Here is a 13,369-nt window from a genome sequence, read left to right on the forward strand (position 1 = left end):
ATGATAGCCATATCCTTGCGCCGCAAACAACGGTGGCCAGCAAAACAAAAATGGGCCTCAAGGGCCCGTTTTTTATTACCACTTTTACGATTGCCTGGCGGGTTGCTCCTCGGCAAAACCTTCGAAGTGAGGCATCTGGCCGTGCTGTTTAAGGGGCCGGTTGCCGCTCAGGCGGCGAAGGCCCACGTAGAACACCGGGGTGAGCATCAGCCCGAACAGGGTTACCCCAATCATGCCGCTAAATACGGCGATGCCCATGGCTTGGCGCATCTCGGCGCCAGCGCCGGAGCTCAGCACCAGCGGCAGCACCCCCATGATGAAGGCGATGGAAGTCATCAAAATGGGGCGAAGGCGCAGCTTACAAGCCTCGATGGCCGCTTGAACCGGGGTTTTGCCGGTAAATTCCAGCTCCCTGGCAAACTCGACAATCAAGATGGCGTTCTTGGCTGACAGCCCCACCAGCACCATCAGGCCAATCTGGGTGAAGATGTTGTTGTCGCCGCCGGTGAGCCACACCCCGACCATGGCCGCCAGCACACTCATGGGCACGATAAGCACGATGGCCAGCGGCAGCATCAGGCTCTCGTACTGGGCGGCCAGTACCAGGAACACCAAGAGGATGGTCAGCGGGAACAGCCACACCGCCGAGTTGCCGGCCAAAATTTGCTGGTAGGTCAGCTCGGTCCATTCGTAACTGATGCCAGGAGGCAGCGTTTCTTGGGCGATGCGGGCAATGGCGTCCTGGGCCTGGCCGGAGGAATACCCCGGCGCCGGGCCGCCGTTAACATCGGCGCTCAAAAAGCCGTTGTAGCGCATTACCCGCTCGGGGCCGTAGCTGGGCTCGACCTTCATCAGCGCCGCCAGGGGTACCATGTCACCCTTTTGCGAACGTACCTTCAGGCCACCGATATTCTCCGGCTTGGCCCGGTAAGGGGCGTCGGCCTGCACCCGCACCGTGTAGGTACGGCCAAAGGCATTGAAATCGTTGACATAAGCACTGCCCAAATAGATAGACAGGGTGTCAAAGATATCTGCCAGCGGCACCCCCAATTGGCGCGCCTTGGTGCGGTCGATATCGGCGTAGAGCTGCGGCACGTTGAGCTTCCAGTTGCTGTAGATGCCGGTGAGTTCAGGGGCCTTGGCCGCCTTGGCGGTGAAATCGGCCACCGCCTTGTTCATGGCGTCATACCCCAGGTCGCCGCGGTCTTCCAGTTGCAGCTTAAAGCCCCCGGTGGTGCCAAGGCCCTGCACCGGCGGCGGCGGGAACATGGCGATAAAGGCGTCTTGGATGCCGCCAAAGGCCTGGTTGAGCTGCCCCGCCACCGCCGCACCGGACTGGTCGGCCCGCTTGCGCTCGGCAAAGGGTTTGAGCACCACAAAGACGATGCCGGAGTTGGGGCTGTTGGTAAAACCGCTGATAGACAGGCCCGGGAACGCCAGGGTGTCGGCCACGTTGGGGTTTTTCATGGCCAGCTCGCCCATGCGGCGGATAACCGATTCGGTGCGGTCCAGGGTGGCGCCGTCTGGCAGCTGGGCAAAGCCCACCAGATATTGCTTGTCTTGGGCCGGCACGTAACCCGAGGGCACCGATTTGAGTAGCCCGCCGGTGACGGCGCCAAGGGCCAGATACATCACCAGCATGGCGCCTTTGTGGTTAAGCACCCGGCGCACGCCGCCCTGGTAGTTGTCGCTGCCGCGATGAAAGAGCTTGTTAAAGCCGGTAAAGAACCAGCCCAGGTAGCGCTCCATAAAGCGGGTCAGCCAATCTTTGGGGGCATCGTGGCCACGCAGCAGCAGGGCCGAAAGCGCCGGTGACAAGGTTAGCGAGTTAAAGGCGGAGATCACCGTTGAGATGGCGATGGTCACCGCAAATTGCTTATAGAACTGGCCGGTCAGGCCGCTGAAAAACGCCAGCGGCAGGAACACCGCCACCAGCACCAGGGCAATGGCGATGATGGGGCCAGACACCTCGCGCATGGCGCGGTAGGTGGCCTCGCGGGCGCCAAGGCCCGCCTCGATATTACGCTCGACGTTCTCCACCACCACGATGGCATCGTCCACCACGATACCGATGGCCAGCACCAGCCCGAACAGGCTCAGCGCATTGATGGAAAAACCCAGCAGATTCAGCACCGCAAAGGTACCGACAATGGAAATGGGCACCGCCAGCAGCGGAATCAGCGAGGCCCGCCAGGTTTGCAGGAACACCACCACCACCAACACCACCAGGGCAATGGCTTCCAACAAGGTGTGGATCACCGACTCAATAGAGGCGCGCACAAACTGGGTGGGGTCATAGGCGATACGGTACTGGACGCCTTCGGGCATCTTTTTGCCTATCTCCTGCATGATCGCCCTCACCTGGGTAGAGATCTCCAGGGCGTTGGCGCCCGGCGCCTGGTGGATACCGATACCCACCGCCGGTTTGTTGTTCAGCAGCGACCGCAGCGAATAATCCGCCGCCCCCATCTCGATGCGGGCCACGTCTTTTAAGCGGGTGACGGCGCCATCTTGGGAAGTGCGGATGATGATGTTGCCGAACTCTTCCGGGTCTTTAAGGCGCCCCTTGGCGTTAACCGACAGTTGCAGCTCGGTACCGGCCAGGCTGGGTGAGCCGCCGATAATACCGGCCGCCGCCTGCACGTTCTGGCCTTGGATGGCAGAGACCACGTCGCTGGCAGAGAGGCCGCGCTCAGCCACTTTTTGCGGGTCCAGCCAAACCCGCATGGCGTACTCGCCGCCACCGAAGATGGCCACGTCCCCTACCCCTTTAACCCGCGCCAGGCGGTCACGGATGTGCAGCAGGGCGTAGTTACGCAGGTAGTCCATGCCGTAGCGGTCGTTGGGCGACACCAGGTGCACCACCATGGTGAGATCGGGCGAGGCCTTGGTGGTGGTTACCCCCAAGCGCTGCACTTCCTGGGGCAGCTTGGCCTCGGCCTGGGCCACCCGGTTTTGCACCAGTTGCTGGGCCTTGTCAGGGTCTGTGCCCAGGGCAAACACCACGTTCAGGGTCATGGCGCCGTCGGTGGTGGCCTGGCTGTTCATATAGAGCATGCCTTCCACGCCGTTGATGGATTCCTCCAAGGGCGTGGCCACGGTTTCGGCAATTACCTTGGGGTTGGCGCCGGGGTAAGAGGCTTTCACCACCACGGTGGGCGGCACCACTTCCGGGTATTCGGAAATGGGCAGCAGCGGCAGGGACACCGCCCCGGCCAGGAAGATCAATACCGACAGCACCCCGGCAAAGATGGGCCTGTCGATAAAGAAGCGGGATAAATTCATGCTTTAGGCTCCATGGGAACGGTTTGGGGCGCAACGGTCATGCCCGGGCGCACCCGTTGCAGGCCGCTGACCACAATGCTTTCACCGGCTTTGAGGCCGCTTTTCACCAGGCGCAGGTCGCCCACGGCGTCGCCCAGTTGCACCTCGCGGTACTGCACCTTGTTGTCGGTGCCCACCACCAGCACGTATTTCTTGTCCTGATCGGTGCCCAGGGCCCGCTCGGTGATCAGTAGGCCGTCGGTGCGCTGGGCCTGGCCCAGGCGCAGCCGTACAAACTGGCCGGGAATAAGAGTGGCGCCAGCATTGCTGAACTGGGCGCGCAGGCGGATGGTGCCGCTGCCGGGGTCAATCTGGTTATCCACCCACTGCAACTTGCCCTGGATGGGGGTGTTGTCGGTGGCGGCGGTGCCCAGCTCTACCGCCACGGCGCCGTATTGGCTGGTGGCACGGTCGGCGGCGGAAATGCCGCTCAGGGCGCGCATCACCGTTTGTTCGTCGGCGTCAAAGCTGGCGTAGATGGGGTCAACCGAGACAATGCTGGTCAGGGCCTGGGCGCTGGGGCCGGAGGCCACCAGGTTGCCCTCGGTCACGGTCAGCTTGCCGATGCGCCCGGCGATGGGCGCCTTGACCTGGGTGTAGGAAAGGTTCAGCTCGGCGGTTTGCAGCTGGGCCTTGGCCGCTTCCAGTTCGGCATCGGCCTCCAGCGCGGCGTTTTGGCGCTGGTCCAGGTCGTTCTTGGCAATGACCTTGGTTTTCCACAGGCCCTGGGCCCGGTCGTAGTCGTTATGAGCCTGGCTTTGGCGCGCCTTGGCGGCGGCCACATCGGCCTTGGCCCTGGCCACTTCGGCGGCAAAAGGAGCTGGGTCCAGGGTCAATAGCAGATCGCCTTTGTTAACCAGGGCTCCTTCGGTGAAATGACGGCTAAGCAGCATCCCTGACACCCTGGGCCGCACTTCAACGCGGTTGATGGCATCCAGGTGGCCCGAGAACTCGGCCCAATTGGTAAAGTGGCTGGCCTCGACCTTGGCCACCGATACCCTCACCGCAGCCGGCGCGGCGGCGGGCTCGCTGGCCTGGGAAGACTCCCAAGGCATCATCAGGGACAAGCCGGCACTGGCGGTCACCAGGGCGACGGCAACCAGCCAGGTATTGCGAACGGGCAGTTTTGGCGCGCTCATGTCGATTCACCTTCGTTTTAACAGTAAAAAGGACTCTCACCGGCCAGAAAGAAAAGGGGCTTTCGTCGCCGAATAGGAAATAAAAAATGTCTTGAATTGGTGCACTGTGCCGGGCGGCACACACCGTGTTTTGGAGAAAACCAAAACACCTATTCACCACGGTTATAAAATCAATTCATATCAGTGATGTAATTCACGGCATTCTGCTAGCCATGGTTGGCTTTACCGGTTGAATAAATACCGGCATTGGTTAGGAGTAAAATAGGTTGCCTAGCTAATGGGGGTGTTGGTTTTATTTAATCCCGAGGGCAAGCAATTAACACAGTACCGCATTTATCATCCTTTGATTAGTTAGGTATTTCTGAACACATCTTTCAATCTGGCTCATCAATCAGCGGTTAGCTCCCGCTAAAAAGACTTAATCCGCCACAGCGCTGGCCTCAGGCCATCGCCACCATGGCCTCGTTCGGCAGGCTTTGGTCTGCGGCAAAAAGGCCATCCAGCAAGGCCAGCTCCGCCTCGGGCAGCACCAGGCGGGTGGCTGCCAGGTTTTCGGCCAGATGCTGGGGGTTGCTGGACCCCGGCACCGGCACCAGTGCCGGATAGCGGGCCAGTAGCCAGGCCAGGGCCACCTGGGCGCAGCTGGCCCGGTGGCGCTCGGCAATAACGTGCAGCCGCGCCAGGGTGGGCGCCAGCTGCTGCAGGTTGGCGCGGCTGAACCTCGGCTGGTCGCGGCGCACATCGCCACGGCGAAAATGGCTGTGCTGGTCCAACAGCCCACTCAGCAGCCCCTGGCCCAAGGGGCGGCAGGCCACCAGGCCAATGGCCAGCTCCGCTACCAGCGCCAGCATCTGCGGCTCGGGCCTTTGCCAAAGCGAGTACTCACATTGCACTGCCGCCAAGGGTTGCACCTGGTGGGCGCGGCGGATGATGTCGGGGCAGCTGTTGGCCATGGCAAAGTAACGCACCTTGCCTTCCTTAATAAGGGCCTGCACCGTGCCCGCCACCTCTTCGATGGGCACTTGTGGGTCAAACCTGTCTTGATAAAGGATGTCGATATGGTCGGTATCAAGCCGGGTCAGGCTGGCCTCTACCACGCCCCGGATATGGTCGGGCCGGCTTTGCGGCGCGTGCAGGGTGCCGTCACGGCTGATCTGCGAGCCAAACTTGGTGGCGATCACCACTTTGTCGCGCACCGGCGCCAGGGCCTGGCCCAGCAGGGCTTCGTTGGTAAAGGGGCCGTAGGCTTCGGCGGTATCAAAAAAGCTGACCCCCATTTCCACGGCACTGTGCAGTTGGCGCAGGGCATCGCCATGGCTTACCGGCCGGCCGTAACCGCCGCTCAGCCCCATGCAGCCCAGGCCCAGCGCCGACACCTGCGGACCAAATTGACCTAACTGTCGTTGCAGCATCGGTATCTCCTGCCAGGAAGTGAAGTGAAAATCGAAAGACAACTCAGCCCTCGATAAGAAGGCGTAGATAAAATCATGCGTATGATGGCCCGATAAGAATCACAGGGCAGGCACAGTGGAAACAGGATTCTAACAAGCTCGCTCGTCGCTCATTAAACTAAATTTCCGAACGCGCTTATTAGTATTTTTCAAGAAAGAAGATTTAAAAGATAGCGTTAGCTTTACAAATCATTTTTCGATATGCGACATATACAAAATAAAAATATAAGCCGCAGCATGATTAGCGCCCTTCTCTTTTTTCCCATTTTCAAGACCGGGTTATAGGCGCCTTTCTTTCACACTGGCCATTTTTTAAGTGGGATATAGCAAAAACCCCAGCTCAGGTACAACAGCAGAGATCCCCGAGAAAGCAGCGGCAGAGCAATGCCAAGCGATAGCCCAAAATCGTGATGGCGATTTTACCAAAGTCCAGCAGCAGGCATTAGAGGGAGAAAGGCGCAAGGGCTAATGAGGATAACTCAACAATAATCATCTTTGGTGAGTGATATAAAATAACGCAATTCCCCCTCTCCATCAGGACTCCCATGCTGCGCGAAAACCTCAACGATCTGGTGGCCTTTGTCACCGTGGCCCGGCAGGGCAGTTTTACCAAGGCGGCGGCGCAGATGGGGGTGTCTACCTCAGCCCTGAGCCACGCCATGCGCGGCTTGGAGGAGCGCCTGGGGCTGCGGCTGCTGGCGCGCAGCACCCGCAGCGTCTCCCCTACCGAAGCTGGCGAGAAACTGCTGCTGACGGTGGCGCCGCGCCTGGAAGAAATAGAAGAGCAGCTCTCGGCCCTTGGCGACCTGCGCGGTAAGCCCACCGGCACTATCCGGATCAACGCCTCGCGCCACGCGGTCAGCCTGTATGTTTGGCCCAAACTCAAGCCGTTATTAAAGAACTACCCGGAGATCCATATCGAGATCTCGGCTGAAAACCGCTTTACCGATATTGTTGCCGAGCGTTTTGACATGGGGGTGCGCCTCACCGAGAGCCTACCCAAAGACATGATAGCGGTGCCTATCTCCGGGCCGCTGCGCATGGTGGCGGTGGCAAGCCCCGCTTATCTTGCCGAGCACTCGGCGCCGCAACACCCCAACGAGCTGGTTGGCCATGATTGCATCAACCTGCGCCTGCCCACCTATGGCGGCCTCTACGCCTGGGAATTTGCCAAAGACGGCGTAGAGCTGGCGGTCAGGGTGTCAGGGCAGTTGGCGTTCAACGACAGCCAGCACATCATCCAAGCCTGCATCGACGGTTACGGCGTCGCCTTTACCAGCCTGGATGTAGTCAAACAGCACCTAAAAAGCGGCGAACTGGTGCAAGTGTTGGATGACTGGTGCCCGCCTTTTGATGGATATTCGGTCTACTACCCCAACCGCCGCCAACACTCCACGGCGTTCAGCCTGGTGCTGGAAGCACTGCGCTCGGGATAAGAGTATTTCCGGTGACATCGGCTGATCTTTGCCAGATCAAGGCGTTAACGCCGAAGTACCGTCGGCAATTCAGTATTCACGAATTTAAAGTTAACCTGACCTGTCGTTCAGGGTAACGTGCGCATTTTGTTCACCTGCAAGAGTTGGCCTGACATGTTGGGACTTGTTCGCGTTGCACTAAGCCGACCCTACACCTTTGTGGTGTTGGCGCTGCTGCTGATCATTCTTGGACCTTTGGCTGCCAAGCGCACGCCAACCGATATCTTCCCCGATATCAACATCCCCATTATCGCAGTGGCTTTTCAATATCGCGGCCTGCCTCCTGACGAGATGGCCGGGCGTATCACCACCCCCTTTGAGCGGGCACTGACCACCACCGTTAACGATATCTCGCACATCGAGGCCAACTCCTACACCGGCTTTGGCATCGTCAAGATATCCTTCCACCCCACGGTCAATATCAGTACCGCCAATGCCCAGGTAACGGCCATTGCCCAGGCGATGCTGCGCCAAATGCCCTCCGGTACCCAACCACCGCTGATCATCAACTACAGCGCCGCCACCGTGCCGGTGGTGCAGTTGGCACTATCAGGCAAAGGGCTGACAGAACAGCAATTGGCCGACTTAGCCATGAACCGGCTGCGTACCGCCTTGGTCACGGTGCCCGGTGCCTCCATTCCCTGGCCTTACGGCGGCAAGCAGCGGCAGGTGCAGATTGATCTTGACCCCAAAGCCTTGGAAGCTCGCGGCCTGACCGGCCAGGATGTGGCCAATGCCCTGGCGGCACAAAACCAAATTATTCCCGCTGGCACCCAGAAGATAGGCCGGCTCGAATACACCATCAACCTCAACAACTCGCCAAAAGACCTTCACGATATCAATAACTTTCCTATCAAGGAGGTGAATGGTGCCATGGTCTTTATCGGCGATGTGGCCAACGTGCGCGATGGCAGCGCCGTACAAACCAACATCGTCCATGTGGACGGCGGCCGCTCGGTGCTGATGGGGGTATTTAAAAACGGTAACGCCTCAACCCTGGATGTCATTAACGGCGTAAAAGAAAAGCTCGAAGAAGTAAAAGCGCAGCTGCCGCCCAACCTGGAAGTGAAGATCCTGGGTGACCAGTCGCTGTTCGTAAAAGGCGCCGTAGAAGGGGTAGTGACCGAAGGGGTAATAGCGGCGCTGCTGACCAGCCTGATGATTTTGCTGTTTCTCGGCAGCTGGCGCTCCACCCTGATTGTGACCGTGTCTATTCCGCTGTCTATTCTCGGCGCGCTTATCACCCTGTCGCTGATGGGTAATACCCTCAACATTATGACCCTCGGCGGCCTGGCCCTGGCGGTGGGTATTTTGGTGGACTTGGCCACGGTGACCATAGAGAACGTCAACGTCCACCTCGAGGAAGGCAAGGCGGTTGAGCAGGCCATTCTGGACGGCACCAAGCAAATTCTGGCGCCGGCCTTTGTGTCACTGCTTTGTATTTGTATCGTGTTTGTGCCCATGTACTTCCTTGAAGGGCTGCCCCGCTACCTCTTTGTGCCCATGGCCGAAGCGGTGATGCTGGCCATGCTGTTCTCTTTTATTCTGTCGTTCACCCTGGTGCCGACCATGGCCAAGTACCTGCTCAAGCCTCACCATGGCGACGGGCCAGGCCACACCAATCTGCACTTTTTGCAGCGCTTCCAGGCGGGTTTTGAGCGCGGTTTTAACGGCATGCGCGAGCGCTACCGAAACGTGTTGACCAGCGCCATGGCCACTCCCAAAACCTTTATTGTGGTGTTTATGGCCTTTGTGCTGCTGTCTTTTGCACTGGTGCCTTTTATTGGCAGGAACTTCTTTCCCACCGTCGATGCCGGGCAAATCATCCTGCACGCCAGGGCGCCGGTGGGCACCCGGGTAGAAGAAACCGCCGCCCGCTTTGCCAAGATTGAAGACGCCATCCGCCAAATCATTCCGGCAAAAGATCTCGCCACCCAGGTTGATAACCTCGGTACCTATATCTCCAGTATCAATACCGTCTATGCCAATAACGGCATTACCGGCTCACAAGACGGTGACATTCAAATCTCACTGCACGAGGGCCACGCCCCCACCGCCGATTACGTGAAAAAACTGCGTGAGGAACTGCCAAAGCGCTTCCCCGACATGACCTTCTCGTTCCTGCCGGCCGATATTGTCAGCCAAATTTTGAACTTCGGCTCGCCCTCTCCCATTAATGTGCAGATCCGCGGCTACAACCAGTTGGCCAACTTTGCCTATGCCAATACCCTGCTGCCCAAGCTCAAGCAGATCCCCGGCATTGCCGATGTGCGTATTCAGCAGTCTCCTAACGCGCCAGCCTTCAACGTCAATGTTGACCGCAGCCGGGCCATGTACGCCGGTATCACCCAACGGGATATCACCAACAGCATGGTGGTCAACCTGGCCGGCTCTGCCCAGGTGGCTCCCACTTATTGGCTTAACCCGCAAAACAACGTGACCTACCCCATCGTTGTGCAAACGCCGCAATACGATATTGATTCGTTGCCGATGCTCAGAAACATGCCGGTCAACGGCGCTGACTCGGGCACCTCCACTGTGCTGGGCGGCCTTGCCCACATCACCCGTACCCGCACCAACAGCGTGCTGACCGAAGAGAACATCCAGCCGGTGGTGCAGATCTACGCCACGGTGCAGGAGCGCGACCTGGGCGCTGTCGCCAGCGACATTCAAAACCTGCTGCAAAGCAATGCTGCTGGCAAACCCAAGGGCGCCACCGTCACCCTGACCGGCCAGGTAGAAACCATGAACAGCGCCTTCTCCGGCCTGCTGTTTGGCCTGCTGGGCGCCATTGTCATGGTGTATTTGCTGATCGTGGTGAATTTCCAATCCTGGCGCGATCCCTTCGTGATAGTGACCGCCCTGCCAGCGGCCCTGGCCGGTATTGTCTGGATGCTGTTTGCCACCCACACCACCTTCAGCGTCCCGGCCCTGACTGGCGCCATCATGTGTATGGGGGTCGCCACCGCCAACAGTGTGCTGGTGGTGAGTTTTGCCAAGGAAAAACTGGCCGAACTGGGCGACTCCACCCAGGCCGCCATTGCCGCCGGCTATGCCCGCCTGCGCCCGGTATTGATGACGGCGCTGGCCATGATCATCGGCATGTTGCCCATGGCCCTTGGCCTGGGCGACGGCGGTGAGCAGAACGCCCCCTTGGGGCGCGCCGTTATCGGCGGCCTGCTGTTTGCCACCATTGCCACCCTGTTCTTTGTACCGGTGCTGTTTAGCCTCTTTCACCGCCACCCTAATCGGAGCGAAGCCCATGTCTAAATCCCAATCACACACCCTGCGCAACGTTGCCATTGGGGTTTTTGCGGTAGCGGCAACCGTGGCTACCTCTGGCCTGGTGTTGCGTGCCAAAGAGAGCAAAGACCTCAAGGCCTGGACCGACGCCCAGGCAATACCCGCCGTGGTGGTGGTCAACCCCACAGCGGGCAGTGGCAAGATGCAGCTGCAACTGCCGGGGCGCCTGGAGGCGTATCGCCAGGCGCCCATCTACTCGCGAGTTAACGGTTATTTGAAAAACTGGCAGCTCGATATTGGCAGCAAGGTGGCTGCCGGCCAGCAGCTGGCCAGCATCGACACCCCTGATATCGACCAGCAGCTGATGCAGGCCAAAGCCCAGCTCGGGGTAGCCCAGGCCAACTCGGCGTTGGCTAAATCCACCTCCGAGCGCTGGCAGAAGCTGGCCCAAACCAAGGCGGTGTCGGTGCAGGAAGCCCAGCAGAATCAAAGCGCCTATGAGGCGAGCCTGGCTCAGGTGCGCGCTGCCGAGGCCAACGTTAAATACCTGGAAGTACAGAAAGATTACGCCGTGATTGCCGCGCCCTTTGCCGGCGTGGTGACGGCCCGCAACACCGATATTGGCGACCTTATCAGCTCTGGCAGCAATGGCGGCCAGGCGCTGTTCCGGATAGCCGATGTCAGCAAACTGCGGGTTTATATCCGGGTGCCACAACAAGATGTTCCCCAGGTGCCGGTGGGTACCCTGGCTAACATCAGCGTGCCCGAGCACCCCGGTAAGCTCTACCAGGCGCGGGTGGAGGCTTCATCCCAGGCGGTTGACCAAAGCTCCGGCACCGCCCTGATGCAACTGGTAGTCGACAACGACAAAGGCGAGTTGCTGCCCGGCGGCTATGCCAGCGTCGCGCTGGAATTGCCACGGCCGCCAGGCGTTGTCACCGTGCCCGCCAGTGCCATTATTTTCGACGCTAAGGGGCTCTCTGTAGCCACGGTGGATGCCAACGACAAGGTCCGCCTCAAGCCCATCACCATCGCCCGGGATCTGGGCCGGGATGTGGAAGTGGCCACTGGCCTGGTGGCCAGCGATAAGGTGATCAGCACACCGCCCGACGGTATCAGCAACAACAGCCAGGTCAGCATCGTCGCCCCGCAAGCCTGAAAAAAGCCCCGCCGAAGCGGGGCTTTTTTATATCCCAAGCAACAAAAAGCCCCGGGCTTTCGCACCGGGGCTTTTCTTTTGCATCAACCAATCGCTTAGTTCATGCCGTATAGTTTTACCCATGGTTTTGGGGTGTTATTTAGCGTTCGTTAATTTTCAAATAAAACATTGATATTAAAGAAAAATAAGGCAAACCTTGTTCATTATGGTTCGGAGCTGTTAGCCTTCATGCGGCAAACGGTGTGTAGCACGGTGTGTGCAAAACTTTGCCCTTTTTCGAGACCATTTCTGACTCTGAAGGACATCAATGAGCAGCAGTGCAGATAAGCTGAGTGACCGAAAACTCAAAGCCATATTGAACAAGGCCCAGGACAAAGCGCATACCCTGGCCGACGGCAAAGGGCTGTTGGCCCGTATCAGTAAGCACGGCAATATTTCCTGGTCTTTTCGCTACCGTCTTAGCGGCGGCCGCAATGAAAACCCTAGGTGGCTGAGCCTGGGTGACTACCCCGATGTTTCCATCAAAGAAGCCCGGCAGAAACGCGACCAATGCCGCAGTTGGCTGGACGAGGGCAAAGATCCAAAGCTGCAATTGCAGCTGACCCGCAACGAGCAACTGCGTCCCGTTACGGTGCAAGATGCCCTAGAGTATTGGCTGACTGAATACGCCGAAGATAGGCGCAAAAACGTGGACAAGCACCGCCAGCAGTTCGCCAAACACATCTACCCCTTTATTGGCCCCTTCCCGTTGAAGGAATGCGAGACACGCCACTGGGTAGAGTGCTTTGACCGCATTCGCAAAAAGGCGCCAGTCTCGGCCGGCTACGTGCTGCAAAATGCCAAGCAAGCACTGCGCTTTTGTCGAGTACGGCGCTATGCCGAAAGCAGGGTGCTGGATGACCTGACTATCAACGACGTTGGCCGTAAACAAGCACAAGGTGAGCGTTATTTAACGATTCAAGAAGTGAGCGAGCTACTCAATTGGCTCGACAAGCCTAAAGGACAACCCTACTACCGCACCCTGATTCGCCTGTTGTTGATCTTCGGCGCTCGTTCTCAGGAACTACGTCTTTCAACCTGGGCCGAGTGGGACTTTGCCAACTGGCTTTGGACGGTACCGGCCGAGCACTCCAAAACCGGCAAGCAAATCATTCGCCCCATCCCTGAAGACTTGGTGCCATTCCTCACCGAACTGAAAGCACAAACAGGGAAGTCAGGTTACCTGCTGGGCGAGCTTAAAAAGCCTGAAGCGGTCAGCCAAGTCGGCCGTAACATCTGGAAGCGGCTGGGCCATGCCAGCCCTTGGCGGCTGCACGACTTGCGCCGCACCTTTACCACCCATCTCAACGATGCCGGGGTTGCGCCCCACGTGGTGGAACAACTCTTAGGCCATACCTTGGGCGGTGTGATGGCGGTTTATAACCGCAGCCAGTATTTGTTGGAAAAGCGCCAAGCACTAACGCTGTGGCTTAATCAGCTGGCGGACTATCAAGCTCGGGGAGCAAATACCGTAGTGGCCCTTCATGCCGGCCGTAAACAGGCCTGAAGCACACCAATAAGCCCCTGTGCATATCGCAT

At 58.8% G+C, this 13,369-nt stretch carries 7 protein-coding genes; 4 read left to right on the forward strand and 3 right to left on the reverse strand.

The genetic code is table 11. From position 1 onward, the window contains the following. Positions 1 to 84: 84 nt before the first annotated feature. The 3 genes from AC22G1_RS18445 to AC22G1_RS18455 form a co-directional block, all read right to left on the reverse strand. Complete coding sequence (locus AC22G1_RS18445) at positions 85 to 3,285, reverse strand: efflux RND transporter permease subunit (protein ID WP_487314646.1); 3,201 nt, start codon at positions 3,283 to 3,285, stop codon at positions 85 to 87. Next, complete coding sequence (locus AC22G1_RS18450; protein WP_487314647.1) at positions 3,282 to 4,463, reverse strand: efflux RND transporter periplasmic adaptor subunit; 1,182 nt, start codon at positions 4,461 to 4,463, stop codon at positions 3,282 to 3,284. Before AC22G1_RS18450 ends, AC22G1_RS18445 begins: the two co-directional genes overlap by 4 nt. Positions 4,464 to 4,903: 440 nt before the next feature. Then, positions 4,904 to 5,875 (reverse strand): aldo/keto reductase, encoded by a 972-nt coding sequence (locus tag AC22G1_RS18455; protein ID WP_487314648.1) that lies wholly within the window; start codon positions 5,873 to 5,875, stop codon positions 4,904 to 4,906. Between the two features lie 584 nt (positions 5,876 to 6,459). On the opposite strand from AC22G1_RS18455, the gene AC22G1_RS18460 reads away from it, so the two are divergent. The 4 genes from AC22G1_RS18460 (at position 6,460) to AC22G1_RS18475 (ending at position 13,337) form a co-directional block, all read left to right on the forward strand. Continuing rightward, on the forward strand, positions 6,460 to 7,350 hold the full coding sequence (locus AC22G1_RS18460) for a LysR family transcriptional regulator (RefSeq protein WP_487314649.1): 891 nt from the start codon (positions 6,460 to 6,462) through the stop codon (positions 7,348 to 7,350). A 153-nt stretch (positions 7,351 to 7,503) separates the two neighbouring features. Then, positions 7,504 to 10,659, forward strand: a complete 3,156-nt coding sequence (locus tag AC22G1_RS18465) for an efflux RND transporter permease subunit (protein ID WP_487314650.1) — start codon at positions 7,504 to 7,506, stop codon at positions 10,657 to 10,659. Next, positions 10,652 to 11,791, forward strand: coding sequence for an efflux RND transporter periplasmic adaptor subunit (locus tag AC22G1_RS18470; RefSeq protein WP_487314651.1), 1,140 nt, complete (start codon positions 10,652 to 10,654; stop codon positions 11,789 to 11,791). Before AC22G1_RS18465 ends, AC22G1_RS18470 begins: the two co-directional genes overlap by 8 nt. 307 nt (positions 11,792 to 12,098) lie before the next feature. Continuing rightward, positions 12,099 to 13,337 carry a tyrosine-type recombinase/integrase gene (locus tag AC22G1_RS18475; RefSeq protein ID WP_487314652.1) on the forward strand — a complete coding sequence of 413 codons (1,239 nt, stop codon included), beginning with the start codon at positions 12,099 to 12,101 and terminating at the stop codon, positions 13,335 to 13,337. Positions 13,338 to 13,369: the final 32 nt, after the last annotated feature.

Source organism: Gallaecimonas zhanjiangensis (genome assembly GCF_057624825.1).

Excerpts from the sequence above, each read along its gene's own strand:
- AC22G1_RS18445 (WP_487314646.1), bottom strand. The coding sequence starts at position 3,285 with ATGAATTTATCCCGCTTCTTTATCGACAGGCCCATCTTTGCCGGGGTG.
- AC22G1_RS18450 (WP_487314647.1), bottom strand. The coding sequence starts at position 4,463 with ATGAGCGCGCCAAAACTGCCCGTTCGCAATACCTGGCTGGTTGCCGTC.
- AC22G1_RS18455 (WP_487314648.1), bottom strand. The coding sequence starts at position 5,875 with ATGCTGCAACGACAGTTAGGTCAATTTGGTCCGCAGGTGTCGGCGCTG.
- AC22G1_RS18460 (WP_487314649.1), top strand. The coding sequence starts at position 6,460 with ATGCTGCGCGAAAACCTCAACGATCTGGTGGCCTTTGTCACCGTGGCC.
- AC22G1_RS18465 (WP_487314650.1), top strand. The coding sequence starts at position 7,504 with ATGTTGGGACTTGTTCGCGTTGCACTAAGCCGACCCTACACCTTTGTG.
- AC22G1_RS18470 (WP_487314651.1), top strand. The coding sequence starts at position 10,652 with ATGTCTAAATCCCAATCACACACCCTGCGCAACGTTGCCATTGGGGTT.
- AC22G1_RS18475 (WP_487314652.1), top strand. The coding sequence starts at position 12,099 with ATGAGCAGCAGTGCAGATAAGCTGAGTGACCGAAAACTCAAAGCCATA.